We start from the raw sequence: 14,541 nt of genomic DNA on the forward strand, positions 1-14,541 counted from the left end.
GACCCTATATGCCTTTTGCCTGACCGACTGGCGCTCGCGCCGTCTGGGGAGGACGATTCGAAATGGCAATTGCCACGACATCCGTGCAGCGCGGACCGATGACGCTCAGGGACTGGGGCCAGCTTCTGCTGCTCGGCGCGATCTGGGGTGGCTCGTTCTTCTTTGCCCGCATCGCCGTTGCCGAGATGCACCCGCTGGTGCTGGTGCTGTTTCGCGTCGCCATCGCGGCGATCGCGCTGCAGCTCCATCTCGCCATTTGCGGCCCGTCCTTCCGCCTCGCCTTTCCGCATGCCGGCCTGTTTTTCCTGCTGGCGCTCGCCAACAATGTCGTGCCGTTCTCGCTGATCTTCGCCGGCCAGACCGCGCTTGGCGCCGGCGTCGCCTCGGTGCTCAATGCGACGACGCCGTTCTGGACGCTGATCCTCGCCAATGCGTTGACATCGGACGAAAAGCTGTCGTGGAACAAGCTTGCCGGCATCGGGCTCGGCATCGCCGGCACCGCGGTCATGATCGGCCCCGGCCTGCTGGCCGGGCTCGGCGGCCCGGTCTGGGCGAAGTTCGCGCTGATCGGCGCCTCGCTGTCCTACGCTGTCGCGCTGATGATCGCCCGCCGCTTCAAGGGCGTGCCCTCACCCGTCATCGCCACCGGACAATTGACGGCGTCGACCATCATCATGATCCCGGTGGTGCTGTTCACCTACGGCCCGGCCGGCCTGTTCTCGGCCTCGCCGCCGGTCTGGGCGGCGGTGTTGGCGTTGGCACTGCTCTCCACGGCCTTCGCCTACATCCTCTATTTCAATCTCGTCGCCTCTGCCGGCGCCACCAACGCTTCGCTGGTCACGCTCATCGTCCCGGCCAGCGCCATCCTGCTGGGCCTGCTGTTCCTCGGCGAGCGGCTCGCTCTGTTCGAGTTCTGCGGCATGGCGCTGATCGCCTTCGGCCTGGTGACGATCGACGGACGGTTGTTTGGTCGGCGCTAGAATTGGGATGGTAGCGCTGCCACGCCACGCTTCTGCCACAGACCCGTCACAATTTATTCACAGCCCGCCAGCGGGCATTTGCCGAAGAGTTTCAATGCCTAACGCCAAACGGCAGGTCGCAAATTCCACAATCGCGTCGCATTGCAGCATATTTTCCGCTTGCCTGTGGCACAAATGACCCTAGACTCCACCCATAGCTCTTTCATAGAGGAGGCTATGACATGGGACTTACGAGGCCAATCAACGCATTGATGATCTGTGCTGCATTTGCCTTCATTGGCGCCCTTATCATAGGCGTTCTTCCGTAACCGCCAGAGCGGAAGAAGATAGCAGCAAATAGCCCACAAATTCGAAAGGCCGGGTTTTTCGCCCGGCCTTTTGCATTACAGATCACCGTTTCACACCACGATGAAGCTCAGGCCGCGGCCGACCCTGCCACTTCCGTTTCGTGCGAGCGGATGCCGATCATGTGGCAGATCGCGAACACCAGGTCGGCCCGGTTCATGGTGTAGAAGTGGAAATCGCTGACGCCGCGCTCGACAAGGTCGAGCACCTGCTCTGCGGCCACGGCCGATGCCACCAAAGCATGCGTCTGCGGGTCGTTTTGCAGCCCCTCGAAGCGCTCGGCCAGCCATGCCGGCACCAGCGCACCGCAGCGTGCCGAGAAATTGGCGACCTGGGTGAAATTGTGCACCGGCAGGATGCCGGGCACGATCGGGATGTAGATGCCGGCGCGGCGCGCCTTCTCGACGTAACGCTCGTAGAGATCGTTGTCGAAGAAGAACTGGGTGATCGCCCGCGTCGCGCCATTGTCGGCCTTGCGCTTCAGCATGTCGAAGTCGGTGGCGAAGTCAGGGCTTTCCGGATGCTTTTCCGGATAGGCCGAGACCGAAATGTCGAAATCGCCGGCGCCCTTCAGCGCGCCGACCAGTTCGGCGCCATTGGCATAGCCATCGGGATGCGGCCGGTAGGCGGTGCCGACGCCCGCCGCCGGATCGCCGCGCAAGGCGACGAAGCGTTTCACGCCCATCTCGGCGAATTCGCGAACCACGGCGTCGACCTCATGGCGGGCGGCGTCGACGCAGGTCATGTGCGCCGCCGGCGTCAGCGTCGTCTCGTTGAGGATGCGCTTGACCGTGCGGGCCGTGCGCTCGCGCGTCGAGCCGCCGGCGCCATAGGTCACCGAAACGAATTTCGGCTTTAGCGGCTCCAGCCTGGTGACGGTGTCCCAGAGCCTCGCCTCCATCTCGTCGGTCTTCGGCGGAAAAAACTCGAAGGAGACGCGGACCTTGTCGCCAATGTCGGGACGGCGGGAAAAGCGGAACTGGTTCATCAGGCGGTTTCCCCAATTTGGTATGCTTTGGCCGGCAAAGAGTCGTTGGAAGGTTCGGCGATCAGCATGCGGCGGTCGCGGCCGAGCCACAGCTTGACGGTGAGCCTGGCTTCGTTGCTGCCGCGCGGCTCGAACTCCTGGGCATCTTCGAGGTCGAGTTCAGCCTCGGCAAACCATTCCGATATCTGCCGATCGGAAAAGCCCAGTCTGACATGCGCATGCTGATCACGCAGGAACTCCAGCGCATGCGGCGCGAAGTCGACGATCACCAGCCGGCCCGCCGGGCGCAGCAGCCTCGCCGCCTCGCGGATGGCGCGGGCCGGGTCATCGAGATAGTGCAGCACCTGATGGATGGTGACGAGGTCGAAGGCATCGCGCTCGACCGGCGGCGCAAAGATGTCGCCCTGGCGGACCTGCGCATTGGCAATGCCGGCCTTGTCGAGATTGGCGCGCGCCACCGTCAGCATCTCGCGCGACATATCGATGCCGACGCCACGTCGGTAGAGCGGCGAGAAGATCTCAAGGAGGCGCCCGGTGCCGGTGCCAAGATCGAGCATCGACTGGAACGGCCGCTTGCCGACCAGTTTGAGGAGTGCTGCTTCCACCGCGCGGTCCGGCACATGCAGCGAGCGGATATGGTCCCAGCTCGCAGCGTTTTCGGAGAAATATTCGGCGGCGCGATCCTGCCGCTTGCGCTTGACCGACGCCAGCCGCTCGAGGTCGCGCTCGACCTGCGGGTCGGCGCCGCGAATGCCGGAGACCAGCCCCATGACGAAGTCGCGCGCGGAATCGGTATCTGACAGCCGGAAGAACGCCCAGGAGCCTTCCTGATAACGGCCGATCAGCCCTGCTTCCAGCAACAGCTTCAGATGGCGCGACACGCGCGGCTGCGACTGGCTGAGGATCTCGGTGAGGTCGGACACGGTAAGGTCGCCGCGCGACAACAGCGCCAAGATGCGCAGGCGGCTCGATTCGGCCGCCGCCTTCAATGTATCCACCATGGTATCGAGCGAGACATGCATTGGCGTATTCTCGTTGAAAAGATATAAACATATGTTTATGTCAGCTTTAACGACATGGCAAGACCTATGTCGCTTCCTGACAAGAAAATGCCGCACGTGTGATCCCCATGGCCGGAAAGGGCTTTTCCGTCACGATCGACTGGAAACCTATGCTAGAGGCGAAAGCCATGTTCGAGACGCGCGACGGCGAAAAGCTCCTGCAGTCAGACCCGGCTGACATGCCGCCGGATGGCCACATCGTGTTCATCGGCCGCATCGCCTCGCCATGGACATCGCGGGAAAGCTGCCCGAAGAACATGCGCGCGGCCCGCGAGACGGGACAGGCGGCGACGGTTGTCATCGACCCACCCTATCGCGAGGGCCTGCTTGCGCTGGAGCGCGCCAGCCACATCATCATCCTATCCTGGCTGCATCACGCACCGCGGGGACTGATTGTCCAGAAACCCCGCCATGCGGCTGAACCGAAAGGCGTTTTCTCGTTGCGCTCCCCGGCCCGGCCGAACCCGATCGGACTGCACGTAGCCAAGCTGACCGTCGTCGACATCGATACAGGCCGCATCGATATCGACGCTATCGATGTGCTCGACGGCACGCCGGTGATCGACATCAAACCCTATTTCGCCTCGACCGATGCCTTTGCCGGGGCGACCATTGCCGGGCACGACGAGACATGAGCGCGCCGACCGGCCGCCGCCGCGCCATCGCCAAGGCGCTGACCGCGCTGCTGCCGCTGGCGCCCTATGCCGACATGGAGAAAATCCGCGCCGAGGCTGGTGCGGTGCATATGAAGACGCTGCCGCCGAGCATTGCCGTATGGCTGGCGACAATCGCCCATATCAGGCACGGCCATACCGACTATGAGAAACTGCTGGCCGAGGGCTATGATCGCGACTCGGCGCGGTTCTTCGTCATCGAGCAGACCAACATGGTGCTGACCCGCTGGCGCGCCACCCGCCTGCTCGACGCCGACGATGAAGAGGAATGACTGTTTTTGTGCATGTCGTTCTCTCAAAACCGGGACCACTTTTGAGCGACATGCATTAGGCTATTGCCGGCTCAGCACGGCAACGGCGTTGTAGGGCTGGCCGTCGGCCTGCCCGACCCAGGTCCAGGACAGGTTTCCCTTGAAAAACCTGACGGTGATGCCGCCACCGTCGATGCACTTGTCCTGACCGTAGGCGATATTTTCCCGGTATTCCGCCGAACTCTCGTCCCGGGAAATCTGGGTCAAGGATCCTCCACAGCCGAGCGAAGGATAATCGATCGACGCAGCGCCATCGCCAATGGTCATGGCGATTGCCCAGTCGGCGCCGGCAGCCCCGGCCGGACTCTGATGGCCGCTGCCGGTCCAGATGCCGTTGAGCCCCGTCGCGTTGACCACGCAAGGCACGTTCTGGAAGATCGGCGTCAACTCGCTGCCCGTCTTCTCGCAGCGATAGGTCTGGCCGTTCTGGCACAGCTCCTCTCCCTCGCGAGCGCACTGCGCAAAGGCCTCGCCGGTGACGAAGACGAGGAAAACTGCAAAGATGATGGTCTGAAAAAATCTGCCCATGTTGCCCCCTCGCGGCCGGATATTTTCAAGGCTGACCATAGGGCAAATCGAATGTGCTACCTAGGACAAACAGCGCTGCCTGAGTGGCCCTATGCCGTCGACTGAAGGCCGCTAGCCTGATCATCCCCGCATTGAGCCGAAGGGACCAATCGCCATGAACCGAAGCGCAGCAGCAGGTAGCATTGCGCCATTGCCGACCCTGTCCGAGCGCCATATCGACCCGCATTCCTATCCCGACGGTATCGCCTTCCTCGACGGCCACTATCTGCCGATGTCGCAAGCAAAAATCTCGGTGCTGGATTGGGGTTTTCTGCATTCCGACGCCACCTACGACACGGTGCATGTCTGGGACGGCAGCTTCTTCCGCCTCGACCTGCATCTCGACCGCTTCTTCGCCAGCTTGCAGAAACTGCGCATGACGGTCCCATTCGACCGCGACGGGGTGAGCGAAATCCTGCACAATTGCGTGGCGCTCTCGGGCCACCGCGCCGCCTATGTCGAGATGCTGTGCACGCGCGGCGCTTCGCCGACCTTCAGCCGCGATCCGCGCCAGGCGGTCAACCGCTTCATGGCATTTGCCGTGCCGTTCGGTTCGGTCGCCAATGCCGAGCAGTTGCGGCGCGGACTGCATGTCGCCATCAGCGACAAGGTGCGCATTCCGCCGGCCTCGATCGACCCGGCGATCAAGAACTACCACTGGCTCGACCTGGTGCGCGGACTCTACGACGCCTATGACTGCGGCGCCGAGACGGCGCTCATTCTTGACTTCAACGGCAATGTCGCCGAAGGCCCCGGCTTCAACGTGTTCTGCGTCAAGGATGGCAGCCTGTCGACGCCGGCCATTGGCGTGCTGCCCGGCATCACCAGGCGCACTGTCTTCGATCTCTGCGCCGAAGCCGGCCTTGCCGCCACCCCGGCCGATGTCAGCGTCGCCGCGCTGAGGGGAGCCGACGAAGTCTTCATCACCTCCACCGCCGGCGGCATCATGCCGGTGACGGTGATCGACGGCACGCCTGTCGCTGACGGCAAGATAGGCGCAATCACCAGCCGGCTGATGGCGCTCTACTGGCAAAAGCATGACGACCCGGCCTGGTCGAGCCCGGTGCGCTATCCCTGACCAGCCGAGCGCCTTGCTCAGCCGGACGGTCGGGGCAAAAAGATTCCTCCTCGCCTCTGGAAAATCGCGCGATGCGCCGTATATGGCAGAAACGGAGAAGCCTCCGTTTCCATCCCCAATTCACGGCCCGCATGGGCAAGGATTCCACATCATGACAAGCAAGGTTTGGTTCATCACCGGATCGTCGAAAGGTTTTGGCCGCGTTTGGGCCGAGGCAGCACTCGCCCGTGGCGACCGCGTCGCCGCGACCGCCCGCGATGCCGGCACGCTCGCCGATCTGGTCGCAAAATACGGCGACAGCATCGCCGCGATAAAGCTCGACGTCACCGACAAGAAAGCCGTCGATGCGGCAATAGCCGAGGCGCACAAGCGCTTTGGCCGGCTCGACGTCGTCATCAACAATGCCGGCTATGGCCATTTTGGCGCCATCGAGGAAGTCAGCGAACAGGAAGCCCGCGACCAGATCGAGACCAACGTCTTCGGCGCGCTCTGGGTCACCCAGGCGGCGCTGCCGATCATGCGGGCGCAGCGTTCCGGCCACATCATCCAGATCTCGTCGATCGGCGGCGTCAACGCCTTTGCCTCGCTCGGCCTCTACCACGCCTCGAAATGGGCGCTCGAAGCGTTCAGCCAGTCGCTCAGCCTGGAAGTCGCTGAGTTCGGCATCCATGTGACGCTGGTCGAGCCGGGCGGCTTCTCGACCGACTGGTCCGGCGCCTCGGCCAAGACCTCGAAAGCCATCGAGGCCTATGCGCCCGCGCGCGCCGCCATGGCCGAGCGCCGCAGCCGCGCCGTGGCCGGCGATCCCGATGCCACTGGACCGGCAATGCTCGAAATCGTCGACGCGGCCGAGCCGCCGCTGCGCGTGTTCTTCGGCGACGGCGGCCTGCCGATGATCAAACAGGAATACGCCAACCGCATCGCGCTTTGGGAAAAGTGGGACCACGTTTCCATCGAGGCGCAGGGCGCGAAGAAGAACCGCAAGGCGGCCTGAACACGTCTGTTAAATCCGGCTGCGCCGTCCCAGCGGCGCAGCCGGCTCTCGTATCGCCGAGCTACGGTCGATAAATCCACTGTTCGGGCACGCGCACCGAAATCTCTTCACCTGTGGTAATACAACCCGGTTTCTCGACCCAGGCGACCAGGCCGCGCAGCCGGTTGGCCGCCTTCGGGAAAGCCAGCGCGCCGGCCTCGACATCGGCCATGCCGGCATTCTCGGCGATCGAGCGCCCAGCGAGGCGGCAAGGCCCGTTCTGCGCATCGACCTTGATCGTCACGCCACCCGTAAAGAACAGCAGCGTGCCTGAGGGCAACATCGAGAGATGCGGCACGCCTTCGATCAACAGATTGGCGCCGATCCATTCCGGCTTGATTTCGGCCAGCCCCATCCGCCCGGCAACGATCACCAATTCGTCTGCCGCCACGATCGACAACTGCCTTTCATTGCGCATTTCGGTGCCGCGCGGATACCAGGGCTCGCGCCCGCCGGAGCGTCGTGTGACGCCGGCGTGGTAGTCGCCGTCGATGCCGTCGAAGCCGAGCTGCAATGCTTCCACCGGACGCGTCTGGAAATGATCTGATGCGGCGAGGTAGAGTGTCGCCGAGCGCGCGGAAAGCTTCTTGGCCGGGATGATTTCGACCGGCTTCTCAGCTTCGAAGAAAAGGTCCGGTGTGGCGTTCTGTTTTTGAATCATGCCCTTGGTTTTTGCCCCTCGACCGGCAGAGCCGCAAGAGCCGTTTCAGCAAAAGCGCGCAGCTCTTCCACCGAAGCGCCGTCCCGCGCCTGGATCGACATGCCGTTCATGACTCCCGCTATGTACTTGGCGAGACCTTCGGCGGAGAGCTCCTCAGGCAAATCACCTGCCGCCTTGCCGTCCGCCAGCCGCTCCGCAATCGCCGCTTCGCTCGCCTTGCGATAGGTCTTGAGCTCGTCGGCAATGGTTTGCGCCTGCGGCGAGGTTGCCAGCGCGCCGCTGACAAACAGGCAGCCGCCGGGCTTGTCGGGCCTGGAATAGGCTTCCGCCGCCCCGAGCAGCAACCGCCGGATCGCCTCTCCGGTCGGCACTGGCGCGCTCAGCGCCTCAAGCGCAAAGCCGATCTCTGTCTGGTGGTAGCGCTCAAGCGCCTTGCGGAACAACGTCTCCTTGTCGGTGAAGGCGTTGTAGATTTGCGGCGGCGTCAGCCCCATCGCTTCGCGCAGCATGGTGAGCGACGTCGCTTCATAGCCATGCTCCCAGAACAGATGCATCGCCGCATCCAGTGCCCGGTCGGGATCGAAGGCACGCGGCCGGCCGCCGCGCGGCTTTTCCAAATTATCCATAGCGATCGATACGAAACCTATTGACTCATCTTCTCCACGTAACGTAACAATCGATACGAAACATGGCAAGCAGCAACTGCAGTCCATGCGATCGCCAGGAGAGGATATAAAATGCCCATCACCGTAACCGCACCGCAAGGCATACTGACTCACGCTGGAGAGCGCGAGATCCTGCCGCGTCTCAGCGCCGCCCTCATCGAGGCCTCCGGCGCCACCGGCAATCCGTTCTTCACCGCGATCGTCGGCGGCACTGTCCACATCCTGCCGCCGCAGCACATCTATGCCGGTGGCGCCAATCGGCCTGTCGTCATGGTCGAGCTGAAATTGCCCAACATCGGCCTCGGCCCGCTTGAAGCCCGCAGCGCCTTCATCGCCGCTGCCGCCAGCATTGTCGCCGAACTCTGCGTGCCCGGCCACAGGCCAGAAAACACCTGGATCAACATCGTCAATGCGCCTGATGGCGGCTGGGGTATCGGCGACAGGCAATTTACTGGTGAGGCCCTCATCGCTGCCGCTACTGCGGCGGGGCAGTGATACGGCAAACGCCACCGAGCAGGAACAAACCGGTGCGGCTCTCCCCTTCGCTGTTCTTCACCACCAATTGCAAGCCAGCGCTGGCCTTCTACGAAGCGTGCGGCCTCGGCCGGGCAACCATCCTGCTGCGCTGGGGCGACAATGGCATGCCGGTGCGGACCGAAACCATGCGGAGAAAAATCCTGCATGCGCGGTTCGAAGGCCCGGGCGTGTTGTTTCACGCGTCAGACAATGACGATGCGGAGCCGATGAAGGGCTCCGCGATGATGCTGGAGTTCGACGATCCGGCCAAAATGCGGGAGCTTTTCGACCGCATGGCCTCAGGCGGCCGGATCACTGTACCGCTGGCACGGCAAATTTGGGGAACCAGCTTCGGCATGCTGATCGACGCCTTTGGCGTGCAGTGGATGTTCTCCGGGCAATGAGCGCGGATCACGATCTTCTTACCTGAAAGCGGCACCGGTCCCGTATTGCGCCGCATTGCCGCCGTGCTGCGCCGGCTTCATGGTGAGACAGTCGGTGGAGATCTCCCATGCGTCCCGGTACGGCAATCGCATTGCTCTGGCTGATCTGGGTCGTGTCCTGGTTCGTAGCCGCCTTTTGGTCCGACCCCGCGCAAAAGCGCGCCGGCATCCAGGCGGAGTTTCGCTATCGCGCTTTGTGGATGATCGGCGCGGTGCTGCTGTTCATTCCCGCGCATGGCTATGCCGGCCGGCTGCGGTTCTGGTTTCCGACCCTTGCCGAAGCGTGGATCTGCGTCGGGCTCATTGCCGTTGGCCTGTTATTCGCATGGTGGGCGCGGCTGCATCTCGGCCGCCTCTGGTCGGCTTCGGTCACGGCCAAGGCCCAACACCGTGTCATCGACACCGGCCCCTACGGGCTGGTCCGCCATCCGATCTACACTGGACTGCTCTTGGCAATCCTGGCCACCATGGCGGCCAAGGGCACGGTCTGGGGCATCGCCGGCGCGGTCTTTCTCACCATAGGCATCGTCGTCAAGGCGAAGCTTGAGGAGCGTTTTTTGCGCGGCGAACTGGGTAGCGCCTATGACGACTATGCCCGCCGGGTGCCGATGCTGGTGCCGTTCGCACCGAGCTAGACTAGCTGGCTCTACCTGCCGTGCAAAATAGCTCCGCCTGGAGACCTTACTAATGGCCCAAAGAAGCCGATGATACGTGTTATGCGCTTCTGGCCTGGGTCGAGAAAGGCAATGTCCAAACCCTCGGGAAAAGATGATCCATCCGGCATCACAAACTTCCACGCGAAGCGTGCGACCCCATGATGCACATCCACGTCACTTGTCCGCAAAATGCGGGCACCGGGCTGCTTGGCCAGAATTCTTGTGATGTGCGCGAGCAGTTCTTCCGCGCCAATGGCATGGACTGTCGGATCTGTGTATGTTGCGCCATCGCTCCAGATCGGTAACAACAACGCCCGCCGCTGCTGGCCGTTCTCCTCCGACCAAGCAGCACAATACGAATCGATGAGTTGCGTCAAAGGCATTCTATTGGCCCCATAGATCAGGTCTGACTCGGGATCGTGCTTGGGCAACAATGCCAGAGCGCACCCTCGTTCTTTTGCCGCAATCGGCTCACCGTTTTGCGGCCGACGGTACGACGATCTCTTATCCGGCCTTACCCAGAAATTGCGATAACGCTGCGAAATCATCGTGCAAATGGCCCGCCGCAATCGCCCGCCGGAATATCCCGTCGTAGCCATCGACCACCGAGCGGTCGATCTCGCGCGCCTGCATCAGTTCCAAGAGATGCTGGAATGAGCTGTAGTGCGGCGAGATTGACGAGAGCGTCTCGTCGTCGCTGGCAAAACGGCCAGCATTCGTCCGCTTGATGAGGTCGGCGACAAGTCCGTCGACAACGGATGCGCTCGCGGTCCACTGCCGCGCCAGTTCGTCAAGGTCGATTTTCTCGGCCCGACATACCGCTACCGAATGAAGTGCGCCGAACAGCGCTCCCCACATGAGAGCGAGCAATGCGCTGTCAAGCGCGTTCGCGAGACCCAGATCCTCGCCGATATGTTGGACATTTCCCCCGAGCGCACCAAGCATTTCCTTGCCCGCATCGAAGGCCTGCCGTGTGCCTGAGACCAATATCGTGCCGTGGTCAGTACCGATGAAGTCCGGGGTGGCCATGATTGCGCCATCGAGATATGTCGCGCCGTGCTCGACTGCCCATCGACCTGCTTCGCGCGCCCCATGGGGCGTTCCCGAAGTCAGTTCCAGGACCAGTTTGCCCCGAATCGCCGAGGCGACGTCATCGCTGTGCAGCAGCGCGGCCGTTGCCGAATAGTCGGTCACGTTCACGACGACTATCTCAGCCGCGTCAACGGCTTCCCGCACGGATGCCGCGACGGTGGCGCCTGCGGTAGCCAACGGCCCGGTCTTTTCCGCGGACCTGTTCCAGACCGTCGTGCGGTATCCCGCCTGAAGCAGCGCGCGGGCAAGCGCCGATCCCATACGTCCGGTCCCCAAAACACTGATTGCAGGCTTCATTCCGACACTCCATATCGATTGGCTCAACATTCGGCACGCTTGCCGTTGAGGGAGCTATGACGTGGACGGCGTGGCGCCAATACGCACGGAGGCGTAAGTGGTTACCCGCAGGTAAGGAGAATGAGATGAGCACGCCTACGGACAATGGTTTTTCGACAGCGATGAAAATGGTCGCGGGCAAGTGGAAGATAAATATCCTTTGCGAGCTCGGCGCAGCGCCCCGCAGGTTCGGCCGATTGAGGCAGTCGAATCCGGCGATCAGTGAAAAGATGCTGACGCAGCAATTGCGTGACCTGGAGGCTGGCGGCCTTGTGAACCGAAAAGTCTATCCAGGATCTCCGACTAAGGTCGTCTATTCCTTGACTGAGAGCGGAGCGGCGCTCAATGCCGGAGCAGAGGGATTATGCCTTTGGGCTGAGAAATTCCCTTCTCGTGCCGATATTCAAGAGGGCACCCGTACTAATTCCTGTACTAGAGCATGATCCCGAAAAGTGGAATCCGGTTTTCGGAGACAATGGTCAAACAATAAGTTAGAGCCCCATCCCGATTCTATCGGGATGGAACAGGCACTAAGGAGTCGCCGTCCAACTTCCTTTGAAGCATCGGGATGGATCAGGCTCTGGATCAAAGCATCCGCAACAGCGCACCGCCGATCGAATACCCCGCCCCGAAGGCGCAGAGCACGCCGAAATCGCCGGGCTTCATGTCGGCGTGGTTTTCCGAGAGCGCAATGATGGCGCCGGCGCCGGCGGTGTTGCCGAGCCGCTCCAGCACCATCGGCGCGCGGTCATGGTCGACCTCGTGGCCGAAGGCCAGCTTCAGGATCATCGCGTTCATTCGCGCATTGGCCTGATGCAGCCAGAAGCGCCGGACGGCTTGCGGCGTCAGCCCGTGCTCGGCCAGGAATTCGACGATGAATTTGTGGCCGGCGACGGTGACTTCCTTGAACACCTTGTTGCCGACCTGTTTGATCAGATTGCCCTCTAGGCTTATCATGTAAGGATCGTCCTGGGCAGTGCGGGTGTGGTAGCCCAGATTGGTGCGGATGTTATTCGACATCTGCGTCCAGGTGCGCGTGTCCAGCACTTCGAAGCGTCCCGGGCGCTTTTCGCCCTTGGCCAGCCCCTCGACCACCATCGCCACGGACGCGTCGCCGAAGATGAAATGCGTCTGCCGGTCGCGGAAGTTGAGATGGCCGGTGATAATCTCCGGGGTAACCACCAGCACGCGTTTGTGCGCGCCCGTCCGCACCAGATTGACCGCGATGTGCAAGGCGGCCGCGGCCGACGAACAGCCGAGGCCCATGTCGAAACCGGCGCCGCTGGTGCCCAGCGCCTCCTGCATTTCGATGGCGATCGCCGGATAGGGCCGCTGCTGGTGCGAAGCCGAGCAGATCACCAGGTCGATATCGAACGGTTTCAACCCTGCATGGTCGAGTGCTTTTTTTGCCGCGGCGACGCCGAACTCGGCCTGCAGCGACAGCGCATCGTCGGGCCGTGCCGGGATGCGCGGCGCCATCCGGGTCGGATCGAGAATGCCTTCGCGCTCGATCACATGGCGGGTCTGGACGCCCGAGGCGTGGACGATGAAGGCGCTGTCGGATTTCTGCAGCAGCGTCTCGCCGGAGACCTCGCGGCGCGCATTCTCCATGTCGACCCAGGCATTGAAGCTGGCGACCAGTTCTTCATTGGTGATCTTGGCTTCAGGGATTTCAACGCCGATGCCGCTGATGATGACGCGATGCATTTCCAGTCCGTTCATGCGCAGGCGTTGTCGTCCTCATGTGGGCGACGAAGAGGCGCGACGCAACACTTTTCTCACCCGGCCGGTTTACGCCGGCTTAAGCCGAGGACATTGGTCGGCATTCTCCAGAGTGCTAGCCGGCCCGCTTGGCGACGATGAAGATGCGCGGGAAGCGCAGCAGGACCTTGCCGTTTGCGGTCTTCGGATAGGCCTTGGCAATCTTGGCCGTGTAGCTGTCGAGGAACATCTCGCGCTCGCCGGCGTCCAGCGGATCGAGGAAAGGCTTCAGCCCCGTCGACTTCACCCATTCGACGATCGCTTCGGCGTCGGCCAGCGGATGATTGTAGGCCGTATGCCAGATATCCACCCGGTCGGAGAGTGGCGACAGCAGGTCATAGTAGAACGACACCGGCGGCAACGGCCCGCGCGCGGCCCCCGCCATCTTCACGGCGAACGGCATTTCGGCCGCGGTCTCGCGCATCAGCTGATGCGAGGGCTCAAGCAGATTGTCGGGCATCTGGACGGCGAGCGCGCCGCCGGGCGCGAGAAAGCCCATCAGCCGCTGGAAGACAGCCGGATGGGTCGGCAGCCACTGGAACACCGCATTGGCGAAGATCACGTTGACCGGCTCTGCCGGCTGCCATGTCGAGGCGTCCGCAAGGTCGAAATTGACGCTGGGCAGGCGCGCCCTCGCCTTTTCGATCATGTCAGGAGAGGTGTCGAAACCGCTGATCTGCGCATCCGGCCAACGCTCGACCAGCAGCTCGGTCGAATTGCCCGGCCCACAGCCAATGTCGACCACCCGGCGCGGGAAATCGACGGGCACTTGCGCGACAAGATCGCGCGCGGGCCGCGTGCGCTCATCCTCGAATTTCAAATATTGGGCGGCGGACCAGTCGGGTTTTTTTGTTGTGCTGTTCATCGATAGACCTCACGACGGTTGCCGACTTCCACGACCAGCACGACAAGCCGGCTGTCCTGGAACTGAGTAATGATCCTGTAGTCCCCGACGCGAAACCGCCAAGCCTCTTCCTTGGTGCCCGTCAGGCGTTTGGCAAGGGCCCTCGGATTGGGGTGCGCCGAAACTCTTTGAGTGAGGAACTCCAGGATGCGCCGTTGATCTTTCGTGGAAAGCCGTTCGATGTCTTTCTCGGCGCGCGGCGTGAACTCGACACGCCAGGTCATTCAGCGGCGGGCTTCTTGCGACGCTCCTCGATTTCACGACGTTCGAGCTTCCGCAGCACGTCATCCAGCGGAATGCGCACACCGTCATCGTCTCTCAGGCGTTCATCCGCAATCGCAGCGTCGTGCCAATCCTCGATGGCCTCGAGGATCGCGTCGGTCGCGACCTTATCGACAGTGCGGCCGCTGGCCTTGGCCATGTCGGCCAGCAGCTTCTCGATTTTTGGCGGCAGTTTGACAGTGATCATG

At 62.5% G+C, this 14,541-nt stretch carries 20 protein-coding genes; 9 read left to right on the forward strand and 11 right to left on the reverse strand.

Annotated features, from left to right (window positions below):
- Positions 1-62 precede the first annotated feature (62 nt).
- A complete protein-coding gene (locus JQK88_RS14970) occupies positions 63-980 on the forward strand; it encodes a DMT family transporter (RefSeq protein WP_192258470.1) in 918 nt (305 codons plus the stop codon).
- 415 nt (positions 981-1,395) lie between these two features.
- Here JQK88_RS14970 and metF read toward each other — a convergent pair whose 3' ends face one another.
- Positions 1,396-2,313 carry a methylenetetrahydrofolate reductase [NAD(P)H] gene (gene metF, locus JQK88_RS14975; protein ID WP_192258471.1) on the reverse strand — a complete coding sequence of 306 codons (918 nt, stop codon included), beginning with the start codon at positions 2,311-2,313 and terminating at the stop codon, positions 1,396-1,398.
- On the reverse strand, positions 2,313-3,335 hold the full coding sequence (locus tag JQK88_RS14980) for an ArsR/SmtB family transcription factor (protein WP_203278701.1): 1,023 nt from the start codon (positions 3,333-3,335) through the stop codon (positions 2,313-2,315). Before JQK88_RS14980 ends, metF begins: the two co-directional genes overlap by 1 nt.
- 167 nt (positions 3,336-3,502) lie before the next feature.
- On the opposite strand from JQK88_RS14980, the gene tsaA reads away from it, so the two are divergent.
- Positions 3,503-4,009 (forward strand): tRNA (N6-threonylcarbamoyladenosine(37)-N6)-methyltransferase TrmO, encoded by a 507-nt coding sequence (gene tsaA / locus JQK88_RS14985; protein WP_203278702.1) that lies wholly within the window; start codon positions 3,503-3,505, stop codon positions 4,007-4,009.
- Positions 4,006-4,320 carry a DUF2293 domain-containing protein gene (locus tag JQK88_RS14990; protein WP_203278703.1) on the forward strand — a complete coding sequence of 105 codons (315 nt, stop codon included), beginning with the start codon at positions 4,006-4,008 and terminating at the stop codon, positions 4,318-4,320. The genes tsaA and JQK88_RS14990 overlap by 4 nt, the downstream gene beginning before the upstream one ends.
- A gap of 60 nt (positions 4,321-4,380) precedes the next feature.
- Here the strand turns inward: JQK88_RS14990 and JQK88_RS14995 are convergent, their stop codons facing one another.
- Entirely contained in the window at positions 4,381-4,887 is a 507-nt protein-coding gene (locus JQK88_RS14995; protein ID WP_203278704.1) for a hypothetical protein, read from the reverse strand.
- Positions 4,888-5,041: 154 nt separating this feature from the next.
- Between JQK88_RS14995 and JQK88_RS15000 the strand changes: the two genes are divergently transcribed.
- Positions 5,042-6,004 (forward strand): aminotransferase class IV, encoded by a 963-nt coding sequence (locus JQK88_RS15000; RefSeq protein WP_203278705.1) that lies wholly within the window; start codon positions 5,042-5,044, stop codon positions 6,002-6,004.
- Between the two features lie 151 nt (positions 6,005-6,155).
- Positions 6,156-6,998 (forward strand): SDR family oxidoreductase, encoded by an 843-nt coding sequence (locus JQK88_RS15005; RefSeq protein ID WP_203278706.1) that lies wholly within the window; start codon positions 6,156-6,158, stop codon positions 6,996-6,998.
- A 61-nt stretch (positions 6,999-7,059) separates the two neighbouring features.
- On the opposite strand, the gene JQK88_RS15010 is transcribed toward JQK88_RS15005, so the two are convergent.
- The gene (locus JQK88_RS15010; protein ID WP_203278707.1) at positions 7,060-7,698 is read right to left on the reverse strand and encodes an MOSC domain-containing protein; all 639 of its coding nucleotides are present in this window, start codon (positions 7,696-7,698) and stop codon (positions 7,060-7,062) included.
- Positions 7,695-8,324 carry a TetR/AcrR family transcriptional regulator gene (locus JQK88_RS15015; RefSeq protein WP_203278708.1) on the reverse strand — a complete coding sequence of 210 codons (630 nt, stop codon included), beginning with the start codon at positions 8,322-8,324 and terminating at the stop codon, positions 7,695-7,697. Before JQK88_RS15015 ends, JQK88_RS15010 begins: the two co-directional genes overlap by 4 nt.
- A gap of 111 nt (positions 8,325-8,435) precedes the next feature.
- Between JQK88_RS15015 and JQK88_RS15020 the strand changes: the two genes are divergently transcribed.
- From JQK88_RS15020 to JQK88_RS15030, 3 genes are all read left to right on the forward strand, one after another.
- The gene (locus JQK88_RS15020; RefSeq protein WP_203278709.1) at positions 8,436-8,858 is read left to right on the forward strand and encodes a hypothetical protein; all 423 of its coding nucleotides are present in this window, start codon (positions 8,436-8,438) and stop codon (positions 8,856-8,858) included.
- A 32-nt stretch (positions 8,859-8,890) separates the two neighbouring features.
- Positions 8,891-9,283: a VOC family protein gene (locus tag JQK88_RS15025; protein ID WP_192258481.1), complete on the forward strand. Its 393-nt coding sequence runs from the start codon at positions 8,891-8,893 to the stop codon at positions 9,281-9,283.
- Positions 9,284-9,390: 107 nt separating this feature from the next.
- Positions 9,391-9,957 (forward strand): methyltransferase family protein, encoded by a 567-nt coding sequence (locus JQK88_RS15030; RefSeq protein WP_192258482.1) that lies wholly within the window; start codon positions 9,391-9,393, stop codon positions 9,955-9,957.
- A gap of 11 nt (positions 9,958-9,968) precedes the next feature.
- Here the strand turns inward: JQK88_RS15030 and JQK88_RS15035 are convergent, their stop codons facing one another.
- Together JQK88_RS15035 and JQK88_RS15040 are read right to left on the reverse strand one after the other, a co-directional pair.
- Positions 9,969-10,526, reverse strand: a complete 558-nt coding sequence (locus JQK88_RS15035) for a hypothetical protein (RefSeq protein ID WP_192258541.1) — start codon at positions 10,524-10,526, stop codon at positions 9,969-9,971.
- Positions 10,483-11,367, reverse strand: a complete 885-nt coding sequence (locus JQK88_RS15040; RefSeq protein ID WP_192258483.1) for an NAD(P)-dependent oxidoreductase — start codon at positions 11,365-11,367, stop codon at positions 10,483-10,485. Before JQK88_RS15040 ends, JQK88_RS15035 begins: the two co-directional genes overlap by 44 nt.
- Positions 11,368-11,492: 125 nt before the next feature.
- Here JQK88_RS15040 and JQK88_RS15045 point away from each other — a divergent pair, with 125 nt between their 5' ends.
- Complete coding sequence (locus tag JQK88_RS15045; protein ID WP_203278710.1) at positions 11,493-11,849, forward strand: winged helix-turn-helix transcriptional regulator; 357 nt, start codon at positions 11,493-11,495, stop codon at positions 11,847-11,849.
- Positions 11,850-11,991: 142 nt separating this feature from the next.
- On the opposite strand, the gene JQK88_RS15050 is transcribed toward JQK88_RS15045, so the two are convergent.
- The 4 genes from JQK88_RS15050 to JQK88_RS15065 form a co-directional block, all read right to left on the reverse strand.
- Positions 11,992-13,113 carry a beta-ketoacyl-ACP synthase III gene (locus tag JQK88_RS15050; RefSeq protein WP_203278772.1) on the reverse strand — a complete coding sequence of 374 codons (1,122 nt, stop codon included), beginning with the start codon at positions 13,111-13,113 and terminating at the stop codon, positions 11,992-11,994.
- A gap of 130 nt (positions 13,114-13,243) precedes the next feature.
- Positions 13,244-14,032: a trans-aconitate 2-methyltransferase gene (gene tam / locus JQK88_RS15055; RefSeq protein WP_203278711.1), complete on the reverse strand. Its 789-nt coding sequence runs from the start codon at positions 14,030-14,032 to the stop codon at positions 13,244-13,246.
- Positions 14,029-14,295 carry a type II toxin-antitoxin system RelE family toxin gene (locus tag JQK88_RS15060; protein WP_181055714.1) on the reverse strand — a complete coding sequence of 89 codons (267 nt, stop codon included), beginning with the start codon at positions 14,293-14,295 and terminating at the stop codon, positions 14,029-14,031. Before JQK88_RS15060 ends, tam begins: the two co-directional genes overlap by 4 nt.
- Positions 14,292-14,540, reverse strand: a complete 249-nt coding sequence (locus JQK88_RS15065) for a DUF6290 family protein (RefSeq protein WP_203278712.1) — start codon at positions 14,538-14,540, stop codon at positions 14,292-14,294. The genes JQK88_RS15060 and JQK88_RS15065 overlap by 4 nt, the downstream gene beginning before the upstream one ends.
- Between the last annotated feature and the right edge of the window lies 1 nt (position 14,541).

Source organism: Mesorhizobium caraganae (genome assembly GCF_016836705.1).
GTDB lineage: Bacteria > Pseudomonadota > Alphaproteobacteria > Rhizobiales > Rhizobiaceae > Mesorhizobium > Mesorhizobium caraganae.